The organism is Microbacterium sp. CFBP9023, from assembly GCF_034045055.1.
Taxonomy (GTDB): domain Bacteria; phylum Actinomycetota; class Actinomycetes; order Actinomycetales; family Microbacteriaceae; genus Microbacterium.
Genome location: NZ_JAXCWI010000002.1, coordinates 12904 through 38540 on the forward strand (window position 1 = coordinate 12904; position 25637 = coordinate 38540).

The following is a 25637-nucleotide window of genomic DNA, read 5'->3' on the forward strand; positions in this document are numbered from 1 at the left end:
CCTTAACGGTCGGACCCCTCGGCGAACGCGGGGTGCAGTGTCGGGAACCGGGGCGGCGACGCCGGCACTCGACCGCCGTGCGTACGCAGGCAGAAGCGCAGGGTCGCCTAGAGTCGGCGGCCGCTGCGGCGTCGGCGCACGGCGATGACGCTCGGAACGAGCGTCAGAGGAGCGGTGGCGGCCGAAGGCATGCCGCGACGATAGCGCGCTCGTCGCGGCATGCGCAAATCGGATCCGTCATCCGCCGGACGCGTGGAGTGCCGGCGCCGCGAAGAAGGCGAGTTCGTGCGCGCTGGAGACCTCGAAAGCGCGGAGCATCCGTCGCCGCCCCGCGGCATCCGACTCCGTCGCCGCATGCATCACATGGTCGATCGCCTGCTCCGTCGCCTTCTCGAACGCGGGGTCGGCATACGTCGCGAGCCACGACGCGTAGGGATGCTGCGAGTCTCGGGCGTACGCGTCGAACTCCCCCGCGTGCAGGCGGGTTCCGAGATCGGTGTACAGCCAGAAGCACGGCAGCACGGCCGCGATGAGCTCGGCGTAGTCCCCGCCGAAGGCCACCGAGCGCAGGTGGTCGAGGTACGCGACGGTCGCAGGCGCCGGATCGACGGCGAAGGTCGCCGCTTCCACCCCCGCGCCCGGCGCCAGCCACGATGCATGGAGCTCGAGCTCTCCGGTGATCGCCCCCTGCGCCGACTGAGCCCAGAACGCCTGCTCGTGCGGTGTGGGCGCGATCCGCGCGGCCGCTGCGAGCACTCGGGCGTACTCCCGGAGATACAGCGCATCCTGTCGGAGGTAGAAGAGGAACCGCTCGCGGTCGAGAGTCCCGTCGGCCAGAGCGCGGATGAAGGACAGCTCGTCGATGTCGGCCCGCACGTGCGCGATCCGGTCCCACCACCGATCGCGGAGGTCGGCACGCTCGGGTGCGGCCTCGAGTCCCCCTCGTCGCCAGAGGCCGCCGAAGTGGTTCACCGGTCCGTGACCGCTCCCGATGTCGAGCGCATCGCTCTGCCTCAGGGATTCCCGCAGCCAGGTTCTCGCCGATTCCACCGCGTCGACAGGGGACTCCCCTCCGGCGAGGCGGGTGGCGAGGGCCGACGACAGGGAGCATCCGGTGCCGTGCGTGTTGTGTGTCATGATGCGCGACCCGGGATAGCCGTGTCTGACGCCTCCGGCGACATCGATCAACGCGTCCGGAACGTCGTCGCCGTCGAGGTGCCCTCCCTTGACGAGCACCGCCCCGCCGATGCGGGCGGAGAGCTCGGCCCCGGCCTCGAGCGCGTCGTCCCACCCCGTGATCGGACGATCGGAGAGCGCGGCGAGCTCGGCGAGGTTGGGCGTCACGACATGAGCGCGCTCGAGGAGGCCGCAGAGTGCGCGCTCGGCATCCTCATCGAGCAGGCGATCACCGCTGGTCGCGACCATGACCGGGTCGAGCACGACGATCGGCGGACGGACGGCGTCGAGCCAGGCGGCGACGGTGGCGATCACCTCCGTGTTCGCCAGCATCCCGATCTTCACCGCGTCGATGACGATGTCGTCCGAGATGGCATCGAGCTGCTGCCGGAGGAAGTCGGCAGGAGGCACGTGCACCGCTCGGACTCCCCTGGTGTTCTGCGCCGTGAGCGCCGTGACAGCCGCCATGCCATAGCCCCCGTTCGCGGCGATCGACTTGAGATCGGCCTGGATCCCCGCCCCGCCCGACGGGTCGCTCCCCGCGATGCTGAGCACGCGAGGTGTGCCCGATGCCCTCCATCGGCTGAGGAATGCCCGGGCCGTCCTTAACGGATCGGCGGCGGCGCAGACGGCGGAGACCACGGCGAGCCCCGCCGCACCCGCATCCCGAAGGCGCTCGATGTCGTCGATTCCCACGCCGCCGATGGCGACGCATGGCAGTGCGGTCCTCGCGGCGAGCGCGCGGAAGCCGTGGATTCCCAGGGCCGGCGGGTGATCCGGCTTGGTGGCGGTGGGACGGATCACGCCGACGCCGAGATAGTCGACCGTTCCTGACGGCAGGGCGGCCACGGCGTCGAGATGCTCCGGCGTGTTCGCCGTCAACCCGATGATCGCCTCGGGTCCCAGCCGCTCGCGTGCCCGCAGCACCGATACGTCGCCCTGGCCGAGGTGCACGCCGTCGACCCGCGCTCCCCTGGCGCGAGCGATCAGTGCCGCCTCGACGCGGTCGTTCACCACGAGCAGTGCACGGCCGTCGATCACCCGAGAGAGCTCGATCAACTGATCGGCGGTCTCGGCATCCGTCGCCTCCTTGTCGCGCAGCTGGACGATGCGCACGCCCCCGTCGACGGCGAGTCGCACCGTCTCCGCGACGCCCCGCGCGCCGCAGAGGGTGGGATCCGTGACGAGGTAGAGGGAGAGGTCCGCGATCACAGCGCGTGCTCCTGCACACGCGCGGCGACGGCGAGGTCCTCCGGCTGCACGGCGGCGAGCGCGTCGAGCAGTGCGACGGCGAAGCTGCCGGGGCCCGCTGCCCGCGCCGCGGCGCGCTCGGCGGCGATCGTGTACACGAGGCTCGCCGCCGAGACGGCGGTGAGCGGATCCGCAGCGGTCGAGCGCGCCGCACCGAGGAACGCCGCCATGACAGCACCCAGCGCGCATCCGCCGCCGGTGACACGGGTGAGCAGTTCATGACCGTTCGCGATGCGGAGCAATCGTGCTCCGTCCGTCACCAGGTCGACCGGTCCCGACACCGCGACCACCGCGCCGTGCCGCGAAGCGAGTGCGAGTGCCGCTTCGGCCGCGGCATCGGTCGCGTCCGTCGCATCGACGCCGCGCCCTCCAGCGCTGAGCCCCGCGAGGGCGAGGATCTCTGAGGCGTTCCCCCTGATCGCCGTGGGGCGTGCGTCGGCCAGCTCGTGCGCGAGTGCCGTGCGCACCGGCAGCGCGCCGATCGCGACGGGATCCAGCACCCACGGAGTACCTGCGGCGAGGGCTCCTGCCGCGGCTTCACGGCTCGCCGCACGCTGCTCCGGAGTCGGCGTACCGAGGTTGATCAGCACCCCGGAGGCCACCCCGGCGAACATCCCCGCCTCACCGACGATGTCGACCATCGCCGGCGCCGCGCCGAGGGCGAGCAGCACGTTCGCGGTGAAGCCCGTGACGACGCTGTTGGTGATGCAATGGGTCAAGGGTGGGCTGTCGCGCAGCCCTGTCAGGAGCTCAGCCGCCGAGGTGGCCAAGGTCGATTCGGAATCAGGACGCAGACGATCGCTCAACGCGACATCCCTTCGCTAGTACGAACTAGATCAGGTTCGACGGGTCTGTTCTCAGCCGCAGATGCGGCACCCCGTGTCACTGATCGCAGTCTAGCGAGGCCCCGATCAGTCGATCAGCTGCAACAGCGCGAGTTCGTCGGCGCGAGTGAGCCCTGCCCGCCGGTCCCGATCGACGCCGCGCGCCTGCTCGTCATCGACCACGGCGGCGATCGTCTCGTCGAGCGGACGAAGCCGACCTCCTGCCGCGCGGTAGCGGGCGTTCGACCTGGTCATGAATCCGGTCATCTCGCTCGGCAGCCACAGCGGCAGCGACCGCTCCCCCGCCCAATACGCCACACCGTGCTCGACGAGCCAGGCGTCAGATGCCGCGACCGTGTCTCCCCGGTGCCCCGCACGTCTGCGCACGGCGTCGAGGACCTCGCTCAGCCGATGCCGATCGCCGATCGTGTTGATCACGCCGGTGGCCCTCGTGGTGGCGACGAACTCGGACAGGTCGTCGACGTCGATCACCTGCACGTCTCGCTCCTCGACAGGCGGAAGCAGCACCGGGCCGTCCTCGGCACGCAGAAAAGCGGCAGCCCAATACCCGAAACGATCGCTCGGGTCGTCCGCCCCGACGATCAATCCCGGGCGCACGATCAGGGTGCGGTCGCCGAGTGCACGGACAACGTCCTCGGCGGCCACCTTCTGCTGGCCGTACTCGTCGTCTCCCCTCTCAGCCGGCGGATGCAGCGTCGCCGACTCGTCTGCACCGACCGTCTCCTCGTCGGAGTATGCCGACATCGACGAGACGTACGTCCAGCGGCCCGCTCGCTCACCGAGTGCCGCGACCGCAGCGGAGACGTGGGCCGCGTTCGACGAGACGTCGATCACGTGATCCCACTCCCGACCGGACACCGCATCGTAGGCGTCCCTGGCGTCACGATCGGCCAGCACCAGGCTCGCGCCCTCCGGAGACGGGCGTCCTCCGCGCGCCAGACACATCACCGTCGCCCCGCTCAGGAGCAGCCGTCTGGCGATGCGGCCGGACAGCCAGCCGGTGCCGCCGAGGATCAGAACATCCGTCATGACCCCATGCCACCATCTTCGCCGCGCGAGGGGAAGGGTCTTCCGCTCAGGGCGGATGCCGGTCAGCTCGTGCGAAGATCCGACAGGCCGGACAGTTCCGGGACCGTCCACGAGGGATCCGGGCGCCAGTCGCGCCATTCGGCGTCGAACGGCCAGTCACCGTGATGGAAGGACTCGATCGCCGCGTCCGCGTGTCGTTCGATCTGCGCGGCCTGCTCAGAGGTGAGACGTCCCTGCTCGACGGCCGCGATCACCTCGTCCTCGTCCTTGAGGTGCACCTGACCGTCCGCCTGGATCTCCACGTCGAGGATGTGATCCGATGAATACGTGTCGCGGTCGGTGCGCAGATGCGCGTTCTCGAGATTCACGTACCACCCGGCGAACTCCCACTCGGGACCGCTCACATCGCTCCAGAACAGCCACACTGACCACGCCACACCGGCCGGAGCGATGCGGAGGATGCCGTTGCCCCACCACTCCTCCACGATCCGGGTACGCGGATCGAGCCACCGACGCTCGAGCGGAACGGTCCGGATGCGCTCGCCCGCCGGAGTGCCCTGCCCCTCCTGGAGCGTGCCCGGAGCGAGCCATGCCACCAGACCGCGTTCATCGTCGCGGACCACCCGCATGGGCGTGATGGTCGACGCATCGCCGGGCTGCCAGCCGGGCTTGCGGTAGTGCCAGGAGATCTGGTCGCCGGGTTCGAGGAACGGCGCTTCACCCATAGGTCGGACACCATCGGGAACCGCCGCGGGAGTGCTGTGGGGCAGGATGCTCATCCCGACACGGTACCTCGCAGGTCCACCGCGCTCAGGTCGGCTCGGCGGCGTCGGCAGCATCCCGAGAGCACACGCGCACGCGGACCGCACCATTCGAGTGCGGTCCGCGTGCGGGTCGGTTCAGGCGGAGCTTCAGTCGCGCAGGGTCGCGTCGAAGCGCTCAGCTGCGACAGCGACACCCGCGAGCTTCGCCTCTGTCGCCTCGGCTGCGGTGAGCGTGCGGTCGTCCGCACGGAAGCGCAGCGCGAAGGTGAGACTCTTCTGACCATCCGTGACGCCGTCCCCCCGGTAGTCGTCGACGAGACGGACCGACTCGAGAAGCGCACCGGCGCCCTCGGTGAGCGCAGCGCGCACGTCGCCCGCCGGCACATCAGTGCCGACCACCAGCGACACGTCCTGTGTCGCAGCGGGGAAGGTCGACAGCGAGGCGGCGACCGCACGGTTCCCGCCGAGCGCGATGACCTCGTCGAGGTCGAGCTCGAGCACGATGGCACGACCGGGAAGGTCTGCTCCGGCGGCGACCTCGGGGTGGAGCTCGCCGACGTATCCGATCTCGACGTCGCCGACGGAGAGCACGCCGGTGCGTCCGGGGTGCAGCGCCGCGCGCTGCCCCTGCACCACATCGAGGTCGACTCCGGCTGCAGCCGCGATGACTCTGGCGGCGTCGAGCGCCTCGGAGAGCCCGTAGGGCTCCACGGCGCGTCCCGGCTGCTTGGTCACGACGTTGCCCGTGAACAGCGCCGCGACATGGCGGTGCTGCGGTGGGATCGACGCGTTCAGTTCGGCGAGCGTGTCGTCCGACGGACGCTCGCCGAGCGGCGGCACCTCGTCCGTGCCGTACTCGACACCCGGCTCGGGCAGGAACACGACTCCGGTCTCGAACAGCGCGAGGTCCGTGAGGCCGCGCGAGATGTTGCGGTGCGCGGTCTGCAGAAGCCCGGGGATCAGCGATCGACGCAGGAACGGAGCGGAGCCGTCGAGTGGGTTCGCGAGCCGGATGCTGGGCAGATGCTCTCCCGACGCCGAGCCGTGCAGGTCGTTCTCCGCCTCCGTCGTGAAGGGGAACGAGGGCGTCTCGACGAGACCGGCAGCTGCCAGCGCGTCGGCGACGCGGCGACGACCCTGCTGGTGTGTGGTGAGCCCGCGACCGGACGGCGGCGTCGGCAGCACGGACGGGATGCGGTCGAGACCGTGGATGCGAGCGACCTCTTCGGCGAGAGACCACTTGTCGGTGAGGTCGGGACGCCAGGTCGGCGGGATCACGGTCCACCCGGCATTCGACCCGGAGACCTCTGCGCCGATGGTCGTGAGCGCGCCGACGATCTCGTCGTCGGAGTAGTCGACGCCGATGAGCCCCTGCACGAATCCGCGCGGGAGATCGATGTCCGCGACGAACACCTCGGCGAACAGAGCGCCGCCCTCGTCGGTGAGCGTGCCGCCGGCGAATTCGACCATCAGGTCGGCTGCACGGCGGGCTGCCACGAACGGCACGAGCGGGTCGACACCGCGCTCGAACCGCTTGGATGCCTCGCTGGGCAGCTTGTGACGGCGTGCGGTGCGGGCGATCGTCACAGGGTCGAAGGTCGCGGCCTCGATCAGCACGTTGTGCGTCGTGTCGCTCATCTCGGTCGTGCCGCCGCCCATGACGCCGGCGAGACCGATCGGACCCGACTCGTCGGTGATCAGGAGGTCCTCGACGTGGAGCTTCCGCTCCTGGCCGTCGAGGGTCGTCATCGTCTCACCGGCCGTCGCACGACGCACGGTGATGCCGCCGGAGAGCCTGTCGAGGTCGTATCCGTGCAGCGGCTGCCCCAATTCGAGCATCACGTAGTTGGTGATGTCGATCAGGATGCCGAGCGAGCGCATGCCGGCGAGCGACAGCCGCGCGATCATCCACGGCGGAGTGGGGCGCGACGGGTCGACGTCGCGGACGACGCGGGTGACGAACTCGCTCGCGCCGACGCGGCCGCGTACGGGGGCTGCATCGTCGACGATCGCCGTGTGACCGGCGCCCGGCTGGAGCTCGGTGAAGTCGCGCTCGGCCGGGTCGCGGAACGGTGCTCCGGTCGCGTGGGAGTACTCGCGGGCGACACCGCGCAGCGAGAACGCGTACCCGCGGTCGGGCGTGACGTTGATCTCGACCGCGACATCGTCGAGTCCGAGCAGGCTGATGGCGTCTGTGCCGACGGGGGCATCGATACCGAGGTCCGCGAGGACGAGGATGCCGTTGTGCTCGTCGCCGAGCCCCAGCTCACGCGCAGAGGCGATCATGCCGTCGGACACGTGCCCGTAGGTCTTGCGGGCGGCGATCGGAAACGGCCCCGGCAGCACTGCACCGGGAAGCGTCACGACGACCTTGTCACCCGCGACGAAGTTGTGCGCGCCACAGACGATTCCGCGGATTCCGCCGTTCGCCTCACCGACATCGACCTGGCACCAGTTGATCGTCTTGCCGTTGGACTGCGGCTCGGCCTCGAGCGAGACGACCTGTCCGACGACGACGGGACCCGAGATCTCGAAGCGGTGGACGTCCTCCTCCTCGAATCCGACGGTCACGAGCGCTGCGAGGACATCCTCCGGTGTCGTATCCGCTGCCAGATCGACGTACTCACGCAGCCACGAAAGCGGGACGCGCATCACACCACCATCCCGTACTGCTCGCTGAAACGGACATCGCCCTCTGCCATGTCCCGCATGTCCTGCACATCGCTGCGGAACATGAGTCCCCGCTCGACGCCCATTCCGAACGCGAAGCCGCTGTAGACGTCGGGATCGATCCCCGCCGCACGGAGCACGTTCGGGTTGATCATGCCGCAGCCGCCCCACTCGATCCAACGGGCGCCGCCCTTGAAGGTGGGGTGCCAGAGGTCGAGCTCGGCCGACGGCTCGGTGAAGGGGAAGAAGTTCGTGCGGAAGCGCGTCTTGGCCTCGGGGCCGAAGAGCTGACGCGCGACGTGGTCGAGCGTTCCCTTGAGATGCGCCATCGAGATCCCCTTGTCGACGACGAGTCCTTCGAACTGGGTGAAGACGGGGAGGTGCGTCGCGTCGAACTCGTCGGTGCGGTACACGCGGCCGGGGCAGAGCACGTAGATCGGCACCTCGCGGTCAAGCATCGAGCGCACCTGCACGGGGCTCGTGTGCGTGCGCATGACGAGGTGGCGCGACGGCGGGTCGACGTAGAAGGTGTCCTGTTCCTGACGGGCGGGGTGGTCGACGTCGAAGTTCAGAGCGTCGAAGTTGAACCACTCGTGCTCGAGCTCGGGTCCTTCCGCGATCTCCCAGCCCATGCCCACGAAGATGTCCGAGATCTGCTCACTCAGCAGGGTCAGCGGGTGCCGGGCGCCGACGCGCGTGCGCGAGGGGATCGCCGTGATGTCCAGCCGCTCGGCCTCGAGGCGCTCAGCGACCTCCGCGGCGGCGAGCTCCTCCTCCTTGGCAGCGAGCGCCTTGGAGACCTGACCGCGGCCCTGGCCGACGAGCTTGCCGAAGGCGGCCTTGTTCTCGGGGGCGACCTGACGCATCGAGGCGTTCAGGACAGCGAGCGGCGATCCGTCGGCGACGTGCGCGGCGCGAGCGGCTTTCAGTTCGGTCGTATCGGCGGCGGCGGCGATCGCTTCGAGCGCGGCCGCCACGGCGGCTTCGACCGCTTCCGGGGTGATTTCGGGAGACTCAGACACGAGACAGGAGTCTACCGGCGCGAGGCGGTCGCCCCGCGCCGGTGGACATCACTTCGGATCGGAGCTGTCCAGCCCGCCTACACCACCGGTGCCGCCGAAGCCGCTGCCCCCGCGCTGCAGGGTGATGAGCTCGGTGTCGGTGCCGTCGCCGTGCTGGCGGGGATCCTCTGCCGCGTGGATCGCCTTCACCTTCGGCGAGCGACGGGTCTGGATCTCGACCCACTTCGCGATGCCCGACAGGATGAGGCACATGACGATGTAGATGCCGCCGATGACGAAGGCCGACTGCAGGATCGGGCGACCCTGCTGCGACGTCAGCTGCTTCGCGTAGTACAGCAGCTCGGGGTAGGTGATGATGAAGCCCAGAGCCGTGTCCTTCATCGTGACGACCAGCTGCGCGACGATCACCGGGAGCATCGCCCGGATCGCCTGCGGCAGGAGGATGAGACGCATCACGCCGCTCTTGCGGAGTCCGATCGCGTAGCCCGCCTCTTTCTGCCCCCGAGGCAGGGACTCGATGCCGGCCCTCAGAACCTCGGCGAGCACGGAGCCGTTGTAGGCCATCAGTGCGATCACGACGGCCCAGTAGGGATCCATCTTGATTCCGACCACGGGGAGCCCGTAGTAGAGCAGCATCATGAACACCAGCACCGGAACGGCACGGAAGAGCTCGGTGACGGCTGTCACGGGGATCCGCACCCACGCGTGCTCGGAGAGCCGCCCGATGGCCAGCACGAAGCCGAGGACGACGCTGAGGACGGCGGCGAGCGCGAAGGCGGCGAGCGTGTTGCCCAGGGCCTTGAAGATACCCATCCACACGTTGGAGAACGTGAACACGTACCACTTCTCCGCCGAGAACTGGCCCGTCTCCACCATGCGGAGCACGATGAAGCCGATGGCGGCCAGGACGAGGACGACGGTGGCGACCGCGATGATCCGGTTGCGGGCGATCGCCCGGGGTCCGGGGACGTCGTACAGTACAGAGCTCATCGCGCGATCCTCCAACGGTTCTCGAGATATCGCTGCAGCCAGCTCAACAGCAGCACCAGGGCGACGAACACGACGGCGACCCAGAGAAGGACCTCCATCGGGTTGCCCGGACGGTCGGCCGAATCGTTGATGGTCGACCGGAGAGCCGCGAGCTCGGCGACCGAGAACCCGGCTGCGACGGTCGTGTTCTTCAGGAGCGCGATGAAGACGCTCATCATCGGCGGGACGACCGAGCGGAACGCCTGCGGCAGGATCACGAGACCCATCACCTGTCCGAAGGGAAGTCCGATGGCCCGCGCGGCCTCGGCCTGACCGACGGGCACCGTGTTGATACCCGCCCTCAGGACCTCGGCCACATAGGTCGCCGTGTAGATGCCGATGGCGAGGATGCCGAGCACGAGGTTCGACAGTTCGGGCAACCCGAGTTGCGGGTACCCGAAGATGAAGAAGAAGAACACGAGGGTGAGCGGGGTGTTGCGCACAGTGTTCACGTACACCGTGCCGACGCCGCGGGCGATGGGCACCGGGGAGACACGCATCGCCCCGACGATCAGACCCAGGATCAGTGCGATGATCCCGCCCGCGAAGAACACGATCAGCGTGTTGCTGATCGCCTGTCCCCACAGGTCGAGGTTGCCGAAGATGACGTCCACGCCACCCTCCCTTCTTCAGAGTGAATGGGCGGCCCCCCTGAAGGGGCCGCCCATGTCGATCAGTACGCGTCGACCTCGGGCTGTTCGACCTCGATGCCGCTGGAACCGAGGTTCGCGTCGAAGATCGCCTGCCAGATGTCGCCACCGTCGGTGAAGAGCTCGTTGATGTGCGTGCGCAGCGCGTCGTCGCCCTTCGTGAGGCCGACACCGTAGCGCTCCTCGGTGAAGAGGCCGCCGGTCACCTTGACGTCATCCGGGTACTGGGCCGCATAGCCGATCAGGATCGCCTGGTCGGTGGTCACGGCGTCGACCTTGCCGTCGATGAGGTCCTGGACGCAGGCGGAGTACAGGTCGTACTCCTGCGTCTTGATCTCGGGGAAGTTCGCCTTGATGTTCTGGATCGGCGTCGAGCCGGTCGCCGAGCAGACGGTCTTGCCGTTGAAGTCCTCGAGAGCCTCGGCGTCGTCCGCGTCGGCGGCGACCAGGAGTCCCTGTCCGGTGATGAAGTAGGGACCCGCGAAGTCGATGAGCTCCTTGCGCTTGTCGTTGATCGAGTAGGTGCCGACGTAGTAGTCGATGTCACCGTTGGTGATCGCCTGCTCGCGGTTCGCCGAAGCGATCGGCTTGAACTCGATCTTGTCCTCGTCGTAGCCCAGGGATGCGGCGATCCACCGTGCGATGTCGACGTCGAAGCCGGTGCGCTCTCCGGTCGTGACGTCGAGGTAGCCGAGCCCGGGCTGGTCCTCCTTGACGCCGACGATCACCTTGTCGCGCTCCTGGATGGCGTCGAACGTCGGGCTGCCCTCGAGCTGGACGTCGTCAGCGACCTCGAACCAGGTGGAGTCCTCGCTCTCTTCGCCGCCGGTTCCGGCGCCGGGGCTGGACGGGCTGCCGCTGTTGCAGGCCGTCAGCGCGAACAGTGCAACCGTCGCGATCCCGATTCCTGCCAGTGTCCGTGTGCGTCGCATGTGCGTCTCCTTCGTGTGCTGTGTGTGCAAAGGTCTGTGAGGCTCGTCAGTGCGTGAGGAGCTTGGAGAGGAAGTCCTTGGCGCGATCGCTCTTCGGGTTCGTGAAGAACTCCTCAGGCGTCGCCTCCTCGACGATCTTGCCGTCGGCCATGAACACGACCCGGTTGGCGGCCTTGCGAGCGAAGCCCATCTCGTGGGTCACGACGATCATCGTCATGCCGTCGCGGGCGAGCTCCACCATGACGTCGAGGACCTCGTTGATCATCTCGGGGTCGAGCGCGCTGGTCGGCTCGTCGAAGAGCATGACCTTGGGCTGCATGGCGAGAGCGCGGGCGATCGCGACGCGCTGCTGCTGTCCGCCGGAGAGCTGTGCGGGAAGCTTCGAGGCCTGCTGGGCGACGCCGACGCGCTCGAGAAGCATCATCGCCTCTTTGTCGGCATCGGCCTTCTTCATGCCGCGGACCTTGATCGGGCCGAGCGTCACGTTCTCGAGGATCGTGAGGTGCGCGAAGAGGTTGAACGACTGGAACACCATGCCGACGTCTGCGCGCAGATGCGCGAGGCCCTTGCCCTCAGCGGGGAGCGCCTTGCCGTCGATGCTGATCGTGCCGCTCGTGATCGTCTCGAGGCGGTTGATCGTGCGACACAGTGTCGACTTGCCCGAGCCTGAGGGACCGATCACCACGACGACCTCGCCGGCGTTCACCGTGAGGTCGATATCCGTGAGCGCCTGGAAGTCGCCGTAGTGCTTCTGGACGTTGTCGACAACGACGAGGGGCTTACCGGTGGTCATCATTTCTCCAAACTAGCCAGGTCGCTCACGTGGCTCCACAGTGATGCGTCGACATTTACACGTTCGTAACCACGCGATGGGGCCGATCCCGCCCGATAACCGGAGTGCCCCACGGTCCGCCCCCGCGGACCGTGGGGGCGTCCCTGCTGCTCCGTTCCTCCCCCGAGTAGAACGTGGCAGCAAGCCTCCGACCGGATCCGATCGCAGGACGACTCCGGAGAATGGCCGAGTCCGCGCCTCAATGAGGGGCGTGGGCTCTGTGGCATCTGAATTCTCCGTTGAATCGAGCGCGATCGACCCCCACATTGGCAGAGTGACATGCCGGTATGAGAGTTCTTGAGGATTTCTTGAGGCCTCAGTCCCGCTGGTCCCGGTAGTACTCGACGGCCCCCGGATGCAGGTCGACCGGCCCCGTGAAGATCGCCTGCCTGCGGTCGAGCAGGGACGCGACCGGAACCCGCTGCGCGATATCGGTGCGGACCGTGAAGAGGCTCGTGAGGACGTCCCGTACGACGCCGTCCGGAGTGTCGGACGAGGTGACCAGATAGTTCGGCACCGCCATCGTGGGCGCGGACTCGTCGAGTCCATAGAGCCCGACGGGGAAGTCGGACGGCCGATACGCATCGGAGTATCGAGCGTTGATCGCGGTGACCCATGTCTGCTCGATCGGCACCAGCCGCACGGGCGTCGTCGTCGCGAGCTCCGCGATGCCCGGTGTCGGGATGCCGCCGACCCAGAAGAATCCGTCGATCTCGGATCTCTCGAGCGCGCTGATCGACTCACCGAGATCGAGCCGGGGATCCGTGATCGTCGCGACGTCGACGTCGGCGGCGTCGAGTGCTCGCGCCGCGATCACATTGACGCCGGAATTCTCGGCCCCGAGCGACACCGTCCTGCCCGCAAGGTCGCCGAGGGCGGCGATGTCCGAATCCGCGCGTACGACCACGTGGAGGTACTCGTCGTACAGGCGAGCGACAGCCTGCACCGGCATGGGCTCGTCGAACGCTCCCACTCCGGCGACGGCGTCGGCAGCGGCATCCCCTTGCGCGAAGCCGAGGAGGGCCTCCCCCGAGCTCACCCGCAGGAGGTTGTCGACGGACCCGGCGGTCTCGGCTGCCGACACGCGGATGCCCAAGGACTCCGACAGCTCCCGAGCGAGTTCGTCGCCGTAGGCGTAATAGACCCCGTTGGATCCCCCGCCAGCGATCTCGTAGGCAGAGTCGTTCCACTCCGTCGATCGAGCGCTGCACGCGCTGCTCGTGGCGGCGAGCAGCAGCACGAGTGCCGTCGCCACCCCTCTGCGCCACCATGCGCGGCGGCTAGCCCGCCCGCTCATCCCTCAGCTCCGTCCGGCAGCATCAGCGACACCAGCAGCCCACCGTCGTCCGGCGTATCGACCCGCAGCTCGCCGCCGATCGACTCCAAGAGGTCGGTCGCTATCGCGAGGCCGAGCCCTGACCCCGGAACCCCGCCGCTGTCGTCGCTGCGCCAGAATCGGTCGGCGGCGTTCGCGGCCTGCTCTCGCGTCAGGCCGGGGCCGCGGTCGCGGACTGTCAGCACGCAGAGTCCACCGCTGCGGTGCGCGTCGACCTCGACGGCCGACTCGGCGGGCGAGAACTTCACCGCATTGTCGATGACGGCGTCGAGCGCGCTCTCGACGATCGTGCGGTCGGTGATGCTCATCACCGGGCCCATTCCTGTCGAGAGCATCCGGACGCGTCGCTGTGACGCGACCTCGCTCCAGGCGTCTGCGCGGCGGGTGGCGAGCGTGGTCAGGTCGACGGCTGAGATCGTCGTGTCGGCGCGTCCGCCGCGCGCGAGTCCGAGGAGCGTCTCGAGGATGCGAGCCATCCGGCGCCCTTCCTCCCTCGTCTCCTCGACGTCGTCCTTCCAGTCGGCTCCGAGACCGGTCGAGAGGTGCTCGACACGCAGCAGCAGCGCGTTGAGGGGATTGCGGAGCTCGTGCGAGGCGTTCAGGGCGAACTCCTGCTGACGCGTCATGACGCGCTCGATCTCATCCGCCATGCCGTTGAACACGCGCGTCATCCGGCGTAGCTCAGGAGGCCCCGTGTCCTCCGCGACCCTCGCATCCATCTCGCCGCGTTCGATCGCGATCATCGCCTCATCGAGACGTCGGACCGGAGAGAGCACCCACCGGGCGAGTTGGAAGACGAGGAGCACGCCGAGTCCGATCGAGACGATCGACACGACCGTCAGCACAAGAATCTGCTGCAGGATCTGGGTCCGTGGCGCCTCGACGTCCGCGGAGAGCATCACGGCGCCGATCACGTCGCCGTCGTCGAAGACCGGCTCGACGAGCGAGGACTCTGCCGCGATCCAGGGGAACACCGGCTCGGGCGCCTCGGCGCGGCGCCCCGAGAGCGCGAGGCCGACCCGTGCGGCATCGTCCTCTGACAGGACTTCGCCGCCGCCGTCGCCCGCTGACCACACCCCACCGGACAGATCGAAGACGATCACATCGATCCCGTACACCTCGTGGAAGCGGGCGACCTCCGCATCGATCACCGTCGCGCTGCCCGACCGCAGCGCCTGCCGCGCGCTGGTCACGAAATACCCGAGGTCACCGAGCTGCTCGGTGTAGAAGGCCTGCTGGATGCTGCGGGTCGCGCTCCACGCCGTGGCGCCGCCCAACGACAGCAGGATGGCGACGAGCGGCACCAGGAAGACGACGACGAGACGTCTGCGCATCGAACGCTACCCGGCCAACCGATAGCCGACACCGCGCACGGTCTCGATCAGATGCCGCTGACCCGCCTTCTTGCGGATCGCGCCGACGTGCACCTCGAGCGAGTGTCCGAAGCCGCGCCAGTCGGTGTTCCAGACCTCGCGGATGAGTCTCTCCTTCGGCACGGCGACGCCGGGGTACCGGGCGAGCACCGCCACGATGTCGAATTCCTTGCGAGTGAGTTCGATGGGAGCGCGTCCGATGATCACCTGCCTGGCGACGAGGTCGATCTCGATCTCGCCATCCTGCAGACGTACGCGCGCCTCGGATTCCGGCCGCACGGGTCGAGAGCGTCGTGTGACCGCCTCGATCCGGGCGAGGAGCTCGTGGACGTCGTAGGGCTTGACGACGAAATCGTCAGCGCCGGCACGCAACCCTCTGATGCGCTCCGTGACCTGGTTGCGTGCGGTGACGATCACGATCGGCACCTCGGAGCGTGCGCGGATCCGACGGCAGAGATCGATGCCGTCGACATCGGGCAGACCGAGGTCGAGGAGCACCACCTCGGTGTCCGCACCCAGTTCCTGCAGCGCGGAGGCTCCGTCCGCGGCTCGCACGGTGGCGTACCCGGATCGCGCGAGGAAGGCCTCGAGTGCAGCGGCGACACGCTCGTCGTCCTCCACGATCAGAATCTGCATCGACCCTGGGTCCCCTTCTCCGCTCGAGCAGGGACAAACCTACCAGCAGGACGGGCGGCCGCTCGTCCGCCGGAGATCAGGCCGAGGATGCCGCCCGCTGCGCGAACGCGCTCTCGTAGAGGCAGACGCTCGCTGCCGTGGCGAGGTTCAAGGATTCGGCGCGGCCGAAGATCGGCAGCTTCAGCACCTGGTCGGCCTGCGCGAGCGCCTCGTCCTCGAGACCGCGCGCCTCATTGCCGAACAGCCACGCCGTAGGCTCGGCGAGCACTCCGTCCGCCCGCGCATGAAGAAGATCCTCGCCCTTGACGTCCGCGGCCAGAATCCGGAGTCCGGCGGCGTGAGCCTTCTCGACCACATCCGAGAGCTCTGCGCCCACGGATACGGGCAGATGGAACAGCGAACCTGTCGTGGCGCGCACGACCTTCGGGTTGTAGGGGTCGACGGTGCGACCCGTCAGCACGACGGCGTCGGCTCCCGCCGCATCGGCGGCCCTGATGATCGTGCCGAGGTTTCCCGGGTCCCTGATCTCCTCGCAGATCGCCACCAGACGGGGGGATGCCGCGAAGATGTCCCGCACCGACGTGGGCGCCTGCCGGACGACGGCCACCAGCCCCTGCGGAGTGACCGTGTCGGCCATCGCGTTCAGCACGTACTCCGTGACGTACTCCACGTCGATGCCGGCATCCGATGCCTTCGCGCGGATGTCCGGATGCTTCTCCCAGCCGGTCGGGGTCGCGAACAGCTCCACGATCGCCTCAGGACTGTAGGTCAGCGCCTCGCGAACCGCCTGGGGACCTTCGAGGAGGTAGAGCCCTGTCTCGGCGCGCGCGCTGCGCTTGGTCAGCTTGGCGACGGCACGGACTCGGGGCGAACGGGGGTTCTCCAGCACGTTCACAGTCTAGAGAACGGCAGGACCGTTCCTGCGCAAACGCCGAACGAACGACAGAGGACGCCCTCCCGAAGGAGAGCGTCCTCTGTGGTGAAGAGCTGCTTACGCAGCCGACTTCGGAGCGTTGACGTCGGAAGGCAGAGCCTTCTTCGCCGTCTCGACCAGCGTCGTGAAGGTCGCTGCGTCGTTGACCGCGAGGTCGGCGAGCATGCGACGGTCGACGGTGACGCCCGCGAGACCGAGGCCCTGGATGAAGCGGTTGTACGTGATGCCGTTCTGGCGTGCAGCGGCGTTGATGCGCTGGATCCAGAGACGACGGAAGTCGCCCTTGCGCTTGCGACGGTCACGGTACGAGTAGACCAGCGAGTGGATGACCTGCTCTTTGGCCTTGCGGTAGAGGCGCGAACGCTGACCGCGGTAGCCGGAGGCGCGCTCGAGGATGACCCGACGCTTCTTGTGGGCGTTTACCGCCCGCTTGACTCTTGCCATTTTCCTGTGTTCCTATCGTGCGTTCGGGCGCGTCAGCGACCGAGAAGCTTCTTCGCGACCTTGGTGTCAGCCTTCGACAGCACCTGGTCCTGGTTGAGGCGGCGGGTGCGACGGCTCGACTTGTGCTCGAGGTTGTGGCGCATTCCGGCCTGCTGCTTCTTCAGCTTGCCGCTGCCGGTGATCTTGAAGCGCTTCTTAGCACCCGAGTGGGTCTTCTGCTTCGGCATCTTCTCTTCCTTCGTATGGCGCCTTCTCAGGCGACGGTGTCAACCCGCGGTGCGGGAGTCTGGGGGCGGGAGTTACTCCGCTGCGGCCTCGGCCGGCTCGTCGGCGTCGGTCTTGGCTTCGCGGGCGGCCTGCTTGTTCGCTGCGCGCTGGGCGTCGCGAACCGCATTCTGCTCCTGCTTCGCCTCGGACTTGCTCTTGAGCGGAGCCACGATCATGACCATGTTGCGGCCGTCGATGGTCGGGTTCGACTCGACGGTTCCGAGCTCGGCGACATCCTCGGCGAACTTGCGGAGGAGACGGACGCCCTGCTCGGGACGCGACTGCTCGCGACCACGGAACAGGATCATGGCCTTCACCTTGTCGCCGGCCTTGAGGAAGCCCTCGGCGCGCTTGAGCTTCGTCGTGTAGTCGTGCGCCTCGATCTTCAGGCGGAAGCGGACCTCTTTGAGGATGGTGTTCGCCTGATTGCGGCGAGCTTCCTTCTCCTTCTGGGCGGCTTCGTACTTGAACTTGCCGTAGTCCATGATCTTGACCACGGGCGGCTTCGAGTTGGGCGCGACCTCGACGAGGTCGAGATCTGCTTCCTGCGCAAGGCGCAGCGCCGCCTCGATGCGGACGACGCCGATCTGCTCACCCGCGGGACCGACGAGGCGGACCTCGGGGACGCGGATGCGCTCATTGGTGCGGGGATCGCTGATGCGTAGCTCCTTAGACGATGGGATTCGGCCACCAGGATGCTGTCAGCACCCCGGGCGAAATCAGAATCGTCCCACCCACCGGCATTCAGACGCCGGCTCCGCACCCTGCCTGCCGGACCCCGTCTGACGACGCGATCCGGTGGAGTGCAAGACCCGGTAGCCTGGAACGGCAAGCGCGGGTGGGAAGTGAATCCTCTTTCGTACCGGAGCATGACGCTCCGGAGCCCGACAAAGTCTAACAGAAGGCAAGGCGAAGTGACGAACCAGGCATCGGATGAGGCTGCACGCGAGCGCGAAGAGCGCTGGGCACGGCAGGAGGAGGCGGCGTCCTCCGCCACGCGGGACATCGCCGATGTGCCGGCGGTCGAGGTCATCACGACCGCAGCCGTCCACCTCATGAGTGCCGCGGCGGTCAAGCTCGGCCTCGCCGACGACCCGCACGCGGCGGAGCAGCTCGACCTCGATGAGGCGCGCAAGCTCATCAACGCCCTCGCCGGGCTGATCACCGCCGGCGCACCGGAGATCAGCGACATGCACGCGCGGTCCCTCCGAGACGGGCTGCGCTCGCTGCAGCTCGCGTTCCGCGAGGCGTCGACCATTCCCGACCCGATCGGCAAGGGTCCGGGCGAGAAGTGGACAGGCCCGGTCAACTAGGGACTGCCGGCCGCTGCGGCTGACCGGTCGGTGGCAGCACCGAGCCGGTCAGGCCGAGCGACGCAGCTTCACGGTGAGAGAGTCGGCGAGCACCGCGATACGATCATCCGCCGCCCACCGCTGCGCCAGGCGCGCGAGCACGGCGTCGAGCACCTCGCGCTCGAGCCCGTCGACCAGCTCCAGGATGACGATCAGTTCCGGTCCGCGCAGACGGGCCTCCGGGTCTCCAGCCGCGACGGCGACGTCGATCACGGCGAGTTCATGCGCGACACTCTCCTGCAGAGCAGTGAAGACCTCGGGCGAGAGGAAGCTCGGCTCCCACCGATGACCCTGCGCGACTGCCCACACCGCGGGACGACGGAGCACGAACTCCGTGTCCGACGTCGGGTCGAGAACGATCAGATCCGTCTCCTCCGCCGACGCTGCGAGAGCGGCGCGCACGGCTTCCACCGGGATCGGACGGGCCGTCGCGTCCCAGCGCTGCATCGCCTCGACCGACGAGAACACCGGCTGCACGCGACGACCGTCGGGAGCCGCGACCGTCACGATCGAGAGCTCCTGAGTCTTGTCGACAGCGAGACCGCTCGGCGCCACGCCCTCCTCGCCCTTCTCGGCGATGAGCGGGATCAGGACCCGCGCCGAACGGAACGCGTCGACGACCTCGGTCTGAGCACCGTCGCCCGCCCGAAAACGCAGCAGCGCGTCGAGCAGAACCGGGTCGGCCGATCCGTCGTCGGCGGCATGAGGGTTCGACTGGAAGCTGCGGCCTTCCCAGGGCACACCGGCCGAGTCGCCCCGATCGCTGGACGGGTGCTCGTGCGACCCATGACGGTCGTGGGGACCGTGGTCCCCGGCGTCGTCAGTCCCCTGCGACATCCAGCGCCTCAGCCAGCGTGAACGCGCCGGCGTAGAGTGCCTTGCCGACGATGGCGCCTTCGACGCCCAGCGGCACCAGTTCGCGGAGCGCCACGATGTCATCGAGGTTCGAGATGCCTCCGGATGCCACGACGGGCTTCGGGGTGCGGGCTGTGACCTCGCGCAGCAGCTCGAGGTTCGGCCCCTTGAGGGTCCCGTCCTTGGTGACGTCGGTCACGACGTAACGGCTGCAACCGGCATCCTCGAGGCGCTCGAGCACCTCCCAGAGGTCGCCGCCCTCCTTCGTCCACCCGCGAGCGGCCAGCGTCGTACCGCGGACGTCGAGCCCGACAGCGATCGCTTCGCCGTAACGGCTGATCACGTCGGCGGCCCACTCGGGGTTCTCCAGCGCGGCCGTGCCGAGGTTGATGCGGGTCGCACCGCTCTCGAGAGCCGCCTCGAGCGTCGCGTCGTCACGGATGCCGCCGGACAGCTCGATGTTGACGTTCTTGAACTGCTTGATGACCTTGCGGAGGATCGGCGCGTTGCTGCCGCGTCCGAAAGCGGCATCGAGGTCGACGAGATGGATCCACTTCGCCCCCTGTGCGACCCACTCCCCCGCGGCGTCGAGCGGGTCGCCGTAGCTGGTCTCGGTGCCGGCCTCACCCTGAGTGAGGCGGACGGCCTTGCCCCCGGCGACATCGACGGCGGGAAGCAGGGTGAGAGCGGGAGACTGCGCGAAGTCGTTCATGACGTCCTCAGGTGAGATGGAGAGACCGATTCGTCGGCACGAGAATCGACACTAGCCCGCGTATCGGCCCGCTCCAAAACGATGACAGCAGAGAACCTCCCGTGCCACGCGGTAGCCTCGATGACGCCCCTGTTTCGGTGTGTGAGGAGATGTTCCATGGTGCGCGATGCGGAAGCGCGAGGAGGCGGACCCCTGCGACGCGGGAATGCGCTGCCTCCCGAGACTCCGGATGAGCGCGCTCAGATGCCGGCTGGACCCGACGCGGAGCCCACAGCCCCGCACCCCCGACCGGCACCCCAGCCCGCCCCCGCGCCGGGAACACGAGCCGCAGCGGCATGGGCAGCAGCCTCCGCCGCAGCTCCTCCTTCCGATGATGCGCGACCGGCCACGCCCGCTGTACCGATCTCCGCACCGCCTTCGGTCCCCGCTGCGCCACCCGCCGCCCCTGCAGTACCGCCCGCGCCCTCAGCCGCATCGCCCGCAGCCCCTGCGGTACCGACGACGCCGGCACCTTCCGGTGCGCCCGCTGCGACCGGATCGCTTTCGACCGCGTGGTCGGAACAGCAGAGCTCTTCGACTCAGGACAGCACCGCGCGGCCCGCCGTTCCGGCGGCCACGGCGCCGCGCCCCCAGTCTTCCGACGTACCGCCCGCTCCGCCGCTGCCCGTGCCCGCCTCGGCCCCGTCCGCGCCCAACGCCGCCGCTGCAGAGTCGGCGTCCTCGGCATCCTCGCGTCGTCAGCAGCGCGAGCAGGGCGTGGGGCGTCGCTCGTTCCTTCAGGAGGAGCGCCGTGAGGAGCCAGCGCGTCAGGGCGGACGCGGGCTGCTCAACCGCGTCGGGTTCACCCTCGGCCCGAGCGCTCGCGAACGCGCCGTCCGCGACGACGAGCACGCGGTGAGCCGCCATTGGCCGGGCCCCCGCACCGTCGCTGTCGTCAACGGGAAGGGCGGGGCGGGAAAGACACCGGCCACCGTGCTGCTGTCGGCGGTCTTCGCGCAGTACGGCGGCGCCGGGGTTCTCGCCTGGGACAACAACCAGACCCGCGGCACCCTCGGCTGGCGCACCGAGACGGGGGCGCACGATCGCACACTGCTCGAACTGCTTCCGCAGACCCAGCGCCTGCTGGGAGCCCAGGGACAGTCAGCCGACCTCGCGCACTTCGTGCATCACCAGCCGCAGGAGAAGTACGACGTCCTGCGGTCGAAGCCCGTCCGACTGGCCCACGAGAATCGGCTCCGGCCGAGTGACGTCGACTCCATCCACGCGATCGCGGCCAAGTTCTACCGTCTGATCATCATCGACTCCGGCAACGACGAGTCCGATCCGATGTGGCTGCGGATGATCGACCTCGCCGACCAGATCGTCGTGGCGACGACGACACGTGACGACCATGCCGAGGCCGGGGCGCTGCTGCTCGAGGCACTCGAAGACCGCGACGAGCGATCCGCACGGTTGGCTCGCGAGTCAGTGGTCGTCGTCAGCCAGGCGGACCCGAAGGCATCCCCCGCCGAAGTCGCAGACGTCATCGCCGGATATCAGCCGCTCGCGCGCGAAGTCGTCGGCATCCCCTTCGATCGGGAGATGGTCGACGGTCACCTCCGTCTTCGCGCACTCGCGGCGCCGACGCAGCGGTCGTGGCTCTCTGCCGCGGCCGCCGTCGCCCGAGGCTTCTGAGCCGTTCGGCAGAGGACCCGACGGACCGGTCGTCCGAGGTTCGGATCGACGGCGGCTCAGCGGGCTGCCGACGCGTCAGGACCGAAGGCTGTCGACCCAGTTGCGGAGCAGCTGGATTCCGGCCTCGCCGGACTTCTCAGGATGGAACTGCGTCGCGGAGAGCTGCCCGTTCTCGACCGCAGCGAGGAACGGATCGCCGTACGTCGACCACGTGAGCACCGGCTGAGGGAACGGCGGGATGACATCGAGCTCCCACGACTGCGCGGCGTAAGAATGCACGAAGTAGAAGCGTTCGTTCTCGATGCCCTTGAACAGCACCGATTCGGCGCCCGGCTCGACCGTATTCCACCCCATATGCGGCAGCACCGGGGCGTTGAGCTCCGTGACCGCTCCCGGCCATTCGCCGAGACCCTCGGAATCGTGCCCGCGCTCGACACCGTGCGCGAACAGAACCTGCATGCCGACGCAGATGCCGAGCACCGGGCGCCCGCCTGCGAGCCGGCGATCGATGATCTCGTCACCGCCGTGCGCGTAGAGCGCATCGCGGACGGCCTGGAACGCGCCGACTCCGGGCACCACGAGACCGTCTGCCTCGAGCGCCTCCGTGCGGTCGCGCGTCAGCACCGCATCAGCACCGGCGGCGATGAGCGCCTTGACAGCCGAGTGGACGTTGCCGGATTCGTAGTCGAAGACGGCGACCCGGGGAGCCCTGCTCACAGTGCGCCCTTCGTCGACGGGATGCCGTCGACCAGGGGGTCGAGGGCCTTGGCCTGGCGGAACGCCCGAGCGAATGCCTTGTACTCGGCTTCGGCGATGTGGTGGGGGTCGCGGCCCCCGAGAACGCGCACGTGCACCGTGAGTCCCGCGTTGAAGGTGATGGCCTCGAACGTGTGGCGCACGAGCGAACCGGTGAAGTGGCCGCCGATGAGGTGGTGCTCGAAACCGACAGGCTCCCCCGTGTGAACGAGATAGGGACGCCCCGAGATGTCCACGACAGCCTGAGCGAGCGCCTCGTCGAGCGGCACGAGAGCGTCGCCGTATCGCGAGATGCCGGACTTGTCGCCCAGCGCCTCACGGATGGCCTGACCGAGAACGATCGAGATGTCCTCCACGGTGTGGTGTGCGTCGATCTGCGTGTCCCCCGAGGCGCGCACCGTGAGGTCCGTGAGCGAGTGCTTCGCGAAAGCCGTCAGCATGTGATCGAAGAACGGCACCGACGTGTCGATACGGCTCGCACCGGTGCCGTCGAGGTTCAGCTCGAGCTCGACGGTGGACTCCGACGTGCTGCGCACACGCGTGGCGGTGCGCGGGGTCTGGGCGGGGCTGCTCATGAAGCCGATCCTATCGAGGCAAGGGCATCGAGGAATGTCGTGGTCTCCGCCTCGGTGCCCGCGGTGACTCGGAGGTGCCCGGGGATCCCGACGTCGCGGATGAGAACACCCTGCTCGTACAGCTGCTGCCAGACCTTCTGGGGCTCTGCGACGCCCCCGAACAGGACGAAGTTCGACCAGGACTCATGCGGGGTGTACCCCAGCGCCTCGAGCGTCGCGGAGATGCGATCCCGCTGCTCGACGATCTCCTCGACCATGCCGAGCATCACGTCGGAGTTGCGCAGAGCGGCGACGGCTGCGGCCTGCGTGAGAGCGCTGAGGTGGTACGGCAGGCGCACGAGCCGCAGAGCGTCGATGAAGGCAGGATCCGCGGCGAGGTACCCCACGCGGGCACCCGCGAACGCGAAGGCCTTGCTCATCGTGCGGGAGACGGCGAGCCGCGGTCGTCCCTCGAGAAGGGTCAGAGCCGATGCCGCGTCGTGCGGCGCGAACTCCTGGTACGCCTCGTCGACGACGACGATTCCGTTCGACGCCTCGTACACGGCCTCGACGACGTCGAGGCCCAGCGGCGTGCCTGTCGGATTGTTCGGAGAGCACAGCAGGATGACGTCAGGATCGACATCTCGCACCTGCGATGCCGCCTCTTCGGGGGTGATCGTGTAGTCGGGCTGCCTGGTGCCGGCGACCCAGCGCGCTCCGGTGCCCTTCGAGATCAGCGGATACATCGAGTAGGTCGGGGCGAAGCTGAACGCCGTGCGGCCCGGCCCGCCGAACGCCTGCAGAATGTGCTGAAGGACCTCGTTCGACCCGTTGCCCGCCCAGATCTGAGCCGGTTCGAGACCATGACCGAGGTACTCCGCGAACCCTTCGCGGAGCGTGGTGAACTCGCGATCCGGGTAGCGGTTGACATCGCGGAGCGCGACCGCGATGTCGTCCAGGATGTCACTGGCGACCGCGTCGGGAACCGGATGCGTGTTCTCGTTGACGTTGAGTGCGATCGGAAGAGGCGCTTGCGGCGCTCCATAGGGCGTAAGCCCTCGGAGGTCGTCGCGAAGAGGGAGGTCGGCGAGTGATGCAGTCACCCTTCCCATGGTAGGCCGCCTTCGCTACACAGACGCTCGTGGTGACGGAGTGTGAACGCGCTTCCGCGCCGCACCGCTCGATCGAACGGCCCTCACGGGTTCATTCCGAATACTGCGCCGGAATCGCCAGCTCCTGGCCGATCTGCAGCTCGCCGCCGCGCAGCAGGTTCAGACGCGTGATGTCGCCGATCACGTCGCGAGGATCCGCGCCGGGGGCCACGCTCTCGGCGATCGACCACAGCGTGTCGCCGGGCATCACCGTCACCGTCGCGAACGATGCCGTGGCGGTCTGTTCGCCTGAGGCCATCGCACTGCCGCCGCTGAGTGCGGCGAATGCGATCCCGGCTGCGAGCGGCACGGCCGCGACAGCGAGAACGACACGTCGACCGCGCGCCGTCAGCTTGAGCCGCGTCGCCGGACGAGCCGGAAGGACTGCTGCACTGCTGAAGGTGATGGTGCTCATGTCGTGCTCCTCTGCATCTACCGCGTGGGCGGTGAAGTTGGCGTAGCGTTCGCATTCGCGCCTCGGCCGGGAGCCGTGAATGCGAAGCTACGTTCCGAAGTTATCTTCGAATTCGAACATCTGTCAAGCGTTCTTCGAAACAGAAGTCCGGGAATCGGCCGACACGCTCGAACAGATCTTCCACTTCGGCGCGATTCTCGGATACGGTTTCGATGTCAACACCCCACCACGGGCCTCCGACATTCGAACTGAGACGCCGGAATCGCACACCTGAGGAGCACCATGAGCGACATCTCCGCCCCCGACGCCGACGTCCCGCGCACCCGTCGCCGCAAGAGCCTGAGTCCCAAGCAGATGGCGATCCTCGAGGTCATCCAGACGTCGATCAGCCGTCACGGGTACCCGCCGAGCATGAGAGAGATCGGCGACGCCGTGGGCCTCAAGTCGCTGTCCAGCGTGACCCACCAGCTCGGCCAGCTCGAGCTGAGCGGATATCTGCGACGCGACCCCGGCAAGACCCGTGCCATGGAAGTGCTCATCGACCTCCCCGGCACCAGCGGAGAGAATCCCGCCGATGTGGCGACCCCCGTGGGCGATGCGGCGCTCGTGCCGCTCGTCGGCCGCATCGCCGCAGGTGTCCCGATCACCGCCGACCAGCAGGTCGAGGAGATCTTCCCGCTCCCCCGGCAGCTCGTCGGCAAGGGCGACCTGTTCATGCTCAAGGTGTCCGGCGAATCGATGATCGATGCGGCGATCTGCGACGGCGACTGGGTCGTGGTGCGGTCGCAGAGCAGCGCCGAGAACGGCGAGATCGTCGCCGCCATGCTCGACGGCGAGGCGACGGTGAAGGTTCTCCGTCGACGCGACGGCCACACCTGGCTGCTGCCTCGCAACTCCGCATTCGAGCCGATCCTCGGCGACGAGTCCGTCATCCTCGGCAAGATCGTCGCCGTGCTGCGCGCGGTCTGACTCCCCTCC

At 68.3% G+C, this 25637-nt stretch carries 26 protein-coding genes and 1 riboswitch; of the genes, 3 read left to right on the forward strand and 23 right to left on the reverse strand.

What is annotated here, in order from left to right:
- Nucleotides 1-237: 237 nt before the first annotated feature.
- The 17 genes from SOM10_RS10320 to infC all read right to left on the reverse strand — a co-directional run bounded on the left by SOM10_RS10320 (nucleotide 238) and on the right by infC (nucleotide 17873).
- Nucleotides 238-2388, reverse strand: a complete 2151-nt coding sequence (locus SOM10_RS10320) for a bifunctional hydroxymethylpyrimidine kinase/phosphomethylpyrimidine kinase (RefSeq protein WP_320489836.1) — start codon at nucleotides 2386-2388, stop codon at nucleotides 238-240.
- A complete protein-coding gene (gene thiM / locus SOM10_RS10325) occupies nucleotides 2385-3233 on the reverse strand; it encodes a hydroxyethylthiazole kinase (protein ID WP_320489837.1) in 849 nt (282 codons plus the stop codon). The genes SOM10_RS10320 and thiM overlap by 4 nt, the downstream gene beginning before the upstream one ends.
- Nucleotides 3224-3317, reverse strand: a riboswitch (TPP riboswitch). It overlaps the preceding gene by 10 nt.
- A 21-nt stretch (nucleotides 3318-3338) precedes the next feature.
- Nucleotides 3339-4301, reverse strand: a complete 963-nt coding sequence (locus tag SOM10_RS10330) for an NAD-dependent epimerase/dehydratase family protein (RefSeq protein WP_320489839.1) — start codon at nucleotides 4299-4301, stop codon at nucleotides 3339-3341.
- Between the two features lie 62 nt (nucleotides 4302-4363).
- Nucleotides 4364-5080 (reverse strand): DUF402 domain-containing protein, encoded by a 717-nt coding sequence (locus SOM10_RS10335; RefSeq protein WP_198032319.1) that lies wholly within the window; start codon nucleotides 5078-5080, stop codon nucleotides 4364-4366.
- 132 nt (nucleotides 5081-5212) lie between these two features.
- Nucleotides 5213-7717 carry a phenylalanine--tRNA ligase subunit beta gene (gene pheT / locus SOM10_RS10340; protein WP_320489842.1) on the reverse strand — a complete coding sequence of 835 codons (2505 nt, stop codon included), beginning with the start codon at nucleotides 7715-7717 and terminating at the stop codon, nucleotides 5213-5215.
- Nucleotides 7717-8757, reverse strand: coding sequence for a phenylalanine--tRNA ligase subunit alpha (gene pheS / locus SOM10_RS10345; protein ID WP_072591503.1), 1041 nt, complete (start codon nucleotides 8755-8757; stop codon nucleotides 7717-7719). The genes pheT and pheS overlap by 1 nt, the downstream gene beginning before the upstream one ends.
- 48 nt (nucleotides 8758-8805) lie before the next feature.
- Nucleotides 8806-9747: an amino acid ABC transporter permease gene (locus SOM10_RS10350; RefSeq protein WP_053096895.1), complete on the reverse strand. Its 942-nt coding sequence runs from the start codon at nucleotides 9745-9747 to the stop codon at nucleotides 8806-8808.
- Complete coding sequence (locus SOM10_RS10355; protein ID WP_053096897.1) at nucleotides 9744-10400, reverse strand: amino acid ABC transporter permease; 657 nt, start codon at nucleotides 10398-10400, stop codon at nucleotides 9744-9746. The genes SOM10_RS10350 and SOM10_RS10355 overlap by 4 nt, the downstream gene beginning before the upstream one ends.
- A gap of 59 nt (nucleotides 10401-10459) precedes the next feature.
- Nucleotides 10460-11368, reverse strand: coding sequence for a glutamate ABC transporter substrate-binding protein (locus tag SOM10_RS10360; protein ID WP_053096898.1), 909 nt, complete (start codon nucleotides 11366-11368; stop codon nucleotides 10460-10462).
- Between the two features lie 46 nt (nucleotides 11369-11414).
- Complete coding sequence (locus SOM10_RS10365) at nucleotides 11415-12164, reverse strand: amino acid ABC transporter ATP-binding protein (protein ID WP_372984152.1); 750 nt, start codon at nucleotides 12162-12164, stop codon at nucleotides 11415-11417.
- A gap of 352 nt (nucleotides 12165-12516) precedes the next feature.
- Nucleotides 12517-13497, reverse strand: coding sequence for a TAXI family TRAP transporter solute-binding subunit (locus SOM10_RS10370; protein WP_320489843.1), 981 nt, complete (start codon nucleotides 13495-13497; stop codon nucleotides 12517-12519).
- Nucleotides 13494-14870 (reverse strand): HAMP domain-containing sensor histidine kinase, encoded by a 1377-nt coding sequence (locus SOM10_RS10375; protein WP_320489844.1) that lies wholly within the window; start codon nucleotides 14868-14870, stop codon nucleotides 13494-13496. Before SOM10_RS10375 ends, SOM10_RS10370 begins: the two co-directional genes overlap by 4 nt.
- A gap of 6 nt (nucleotides 14871-14876) precedes the next feature.
- A complete protein-coding gene (locus SOM10_RS10380) occupies nucleotides 14877-15545 on the reverse strand; it encodes a response regulator transcription factor (RefSeq protein ID WP_053096904.1) in 669 nt (222 codons plus the stop codon).
- Nucleotides 15546-15621: 76 nt separating this feature from the next.
- On the reverse strand, nucleotides 15622-16434 hold the full coding sequence (locus SOM10_RS10385; RefSeq protein WP_295105155.1) for a TrmH family RNA methyltransferase: 813 nt from the start codon (nucleotides 16432-16434) through the stop codon (nucleotides 15622-15624).
- A 102-nt stretch (nucleotides 16435-16536) separates the two neighbouring features.
- A complete protein-coding gene (gene rplT / locus SOM10_RS10390; RefSeq protein WP_045252681.1) occupies nucleotides 16537-16923 on the reverse strand; it encodes a 50S ribosomal protein L20 in 387 nt (128 codons plus the stop codon).
- Nucleotides 16924-16955: 32 nt separating this feature from the next.
- On the reverse strand, nucleotides 16956-17150 hold the full coding sequence (gene rpmI / locus SOM10_RS10395) for a 50S ribosomal protein L35 (RefSeq protein ID WP_017828564.1): 195 nt from the start codon (nucleotides 17148-17150) through the stop codon (nucleotides 16956-16958).
- 72 nt (nucleotides 17151-17222) lie between these two features.
- On the reverse strand, nucleotides 17223-17873 hold the full coding sequence (gene infC, locus SOM10_RS10400; protein WP_072591506.1) for a translation initiation factor IF-3: 651 nt from the start codon (nucleotides 17871-17873) through the stop codon (nucleotides 17223-17225).
- Between the two features lie 231 nt (nucleotides 17874-18104).
- Here infC and SOM10_RS10405 point away from each other — a divergent pair, with 231 nt between their 5' ends.
- A complete protein-coding gene (locus tag SOM10_RS10405) occupies nucleotides 18105-18503 on the forward strand; it encodes a DUF1844 domain-containing protein (RefSeq protein ID WP_053096908.1) in 399 nt (132 codons plus the stop codon).
- A gap of 48 nt (nucleotides 18504-18551) precedes the next feature.
- Here the strand turns inward: SOM10_RS10405 and SOM10_RS10410 are convergent, their stop codons facing one another.
- Both SOM10_RS10410 and priA read right to left on the reverse strand, forming a co-directional pair.
- Nucleotides 18552-19379: an SseB family protein gene (locus SOM10_RS10410; protein ID WP_320489867.1), complete on the reverse strand. Its 828-nt coding sequence runs from the start codon at nucleotides 19377-19379 to the stop codon at nucleotides 18552-18554.
- Nucleotides 19363-20109, reverse strand: coding sequence for a bifunctional 1-(5-phosphoribosyl)-5-((5-phosphoribosylamino)methylideneamino)imidazole-4-carboxamide isomerase/phosphoribosylanthranilate isomerase PriA (gene priA / locus SOM10_RS10415; protein ID WP_320489869.1), 747 nt, complete (start codon nucleotides 20107-20109; stop codon nucleotides 19363-19365). The genes SOM10_RS10410 and priA overlap by 17 nt, the downstream gene beginning before the upstream one ends.
- A 666-nt stretch (nucleotides 20110-20775) precedes the next feature.
- Between priA and SOM10_RS10420 the strand changes: the two genes are divergently transcribed.
- On the forward strand, nucleotides 20776-21783 hold the full coding sequence (locus SOM10_RS10420) for a MinD/ParA family ATP-binding protein (RefSeq protein WP_053096914.1): 1008 nt from the start codon (nucleotides 20776-20778) through the stop codon (nucleotides 21781-21783).
- Nucleotides 21784-21858: 75 nt separating this feature from the next.
- Here SOM10_RS10420 and hisH read toward each other — a convergent pair whose 3' ends face one another.
- From hisH to SOM10_RS10440, 4 genes are all read right to left on the reverse strand, one after another.
- Nucleotides 21859-22500, reverse strand: coding sequence for an imidazole glycerol phosphate synthase subunit HisH (gene hisH, locus SOM10_RS10425; RefSeq protein WP_320489870.1), 642 nt, complete (start codon nucleotides 22498-22500; stop codon nucleotides 21859-21861).
- Nucleotides 22497-23114 carry an imidazoleglycerol-phosphate dehydratase HisB gene (gene hisB, locus SOM10_RS10430; protein ID WP_320489871.1) on the reverse strand — a complete coding sequence of 206 codons (618 nt, stop codon included), beginning with the start codon at nucleotides 23112-23114 and terminating at the stop codon, nucleotides 22497-22499. The genes hisH and hisB overlap by 4 nt, the downstream gene beginning before the upstream one ends.
- Nucleotides 23111-24205 (reverse strand): histidinol-phosphate transaminase, encoded by a 1095-nt coding sequence (locus SOM10_RS10435; protein ID WP_320489872.1) that lies wholly within the window; start codon nucleotides 24203-24205, stop codon nucleotides 23111-23113. Before SOM10_RS10435 ends, hisB begins: the two co-directional genes overlap by 4 nt.
- 91 nt (nucleotides 24206-24296) lie before the next feature.
- Nucleotides 24297-24659, reverse strand: coding sequence for a LysM peptidoglycan-binding domain-containing protein (locus tag SOM10_RS10440; RefSeq protein ID WP_053096921.1), 363 nt, complete (start codon nucleotides 24657-24659; stop codon nucleotides 24297-24299).
- A 282-nt stretch (nucleotides 24660-24941) separates the two neighbouring features.
- Here SOM10_RS10440 and lexA point away from each other — a divergent pair, with 282 nt between their 5' ends.
- A complete protein-coding gene (lexA, locus tag SOM10_RS10445) occupies nucleotides 24942-25628 on the forward strand; it encodes a transcriptional repressor LexA (RefSeq protein WP_056280140.1) in 687 nt (228 codons plus the stop codon).
- Nucleotides 25629-25637: the final 9 nt, after the last annotated feature.

Excerpts from the sequence above, each read along its gene's own strand:
- SOM10_RS10330 (WP_320489839.1), bottom strand. The coding sequence starts at position 4,301 with ATGACGGATGTTCTGATCCTCGGCGGCACCGGCTGGCTGTCCGGCCGC.
- SOM10_RS10335 (WP_198032319.1), bottom strand. The coding sequence starts at position 5,080 with ATGAGCATCCTGCCCCACAGCACTCCCGCGGCGGTTCCCGATGGTGTC.
- pheT (WP_320489842.1), bottom strand. The coding sequence starts at position 7,717 with ATGCGCGTCCCGCTTTCGTGGCTGCGTGAGTACGTCGATCTGGCAGCG.
- SOM10_RS10350 (WP_053096895.1), bottom strand. The coding sequence starts at position 9,747 with ATGAGCTCTGTACTGTACGACGTCCCCGGACCCCGGGCGATCGCCCGC.
- SOM10_RS10360 (WP_053096898.1), bottom strand. The coding sequence starts at position 11,368 with ATGCGACGCACACGGACACTGGCAGGAATCGGGATCGCGACGGTTGCA.
- SOM10_RS10365 (WP_372984152.1), bottom strand. The coding sequence starts at position 12,164 with ATGATGACCACCGGTAAGCCCCTCGTCGTTGTCGACAACGTCCAGAAG.
- SOM10_RS10370 (WP_320489843.1), bottom strand. The coding sequence starts at position 13,497 with ATGAGCGGGCGGGCTAGCCGCCGCGCATGGTGGCGCAGAGGGGTGGCG.
- SOM10_RS10375 (WP_320489844.1), bottom strand. The coding sequence starts at position 14,870 with ATGCGCAGACGTCTCGTCGTCGTCTTCCTGGTGCCGCTCGTCGCCATC.
- SOM10_RS10380 (WP_053096904.1), bottom strand. The coding sequence starts at position 15,545 with ATGCAGATTCTGATCGTGGAGGACGACGAGCGTGTCGCCGCTGCACTC.
- rplT (WP_045252681.1), bottom strand. The coding sequence starts at position 16,923 with ATGGCAAGAGTCAAGCGGGCGGTAAACGCCCACAAGAAGCGTCGGGTC.
- rpmI (WP_017828564.1), bottom strand. The coding sequence starts at position 17,150 with ATGCCGAAGCAGAAGACCCACTCGGGTGCTAAGAAGCGCTTCAAGATC.
- SOM10_RS10410 (WP_320489867.1), bottom strand. The coding sequence starts at position 19,379 with ATGTCGCAGGGGACTGACGACGCCGGGGACCACGGTCCCCACGACCGT.
- priA (WP_320489869.1), bottom strand. The coding sequence starts at position 20,109 with ATGAACGACTTCGCGCAGTCTCCCGCTCTCACCCTGCTTCCCGCCGTC.
- hisB (WP_320489871.1), bottom strand. The coding sequence starts at position 23,114 with ATGAGCAGCCCCGCCCAGACCCCGCGCACCGCCACGCGTGTGCGCAGC.
- SOM10_RS10435 (WP_320489872.1), bottom strand. The coding sequence starts at position 24,205 with ATGGGAAGGGTGACTGCATCACTCGCCGACCTCCCTCTTCGCGACGAC.
- SOM10_RS10440 (WP_053096921.1), bottom strand. The coding sequence starts at position 24,659 with ATGAGCACCATCACCTTCAGCAGTGCAGCAGTCCTTCCGGCTCGTCCG.
- lexA (WP_056280140.1), top strand. The coding sequence starts at position 24,942 with ATGAGCGACATCTCCGCCCCCGACGCCGACGTCCCGCGCACCCGTCGC.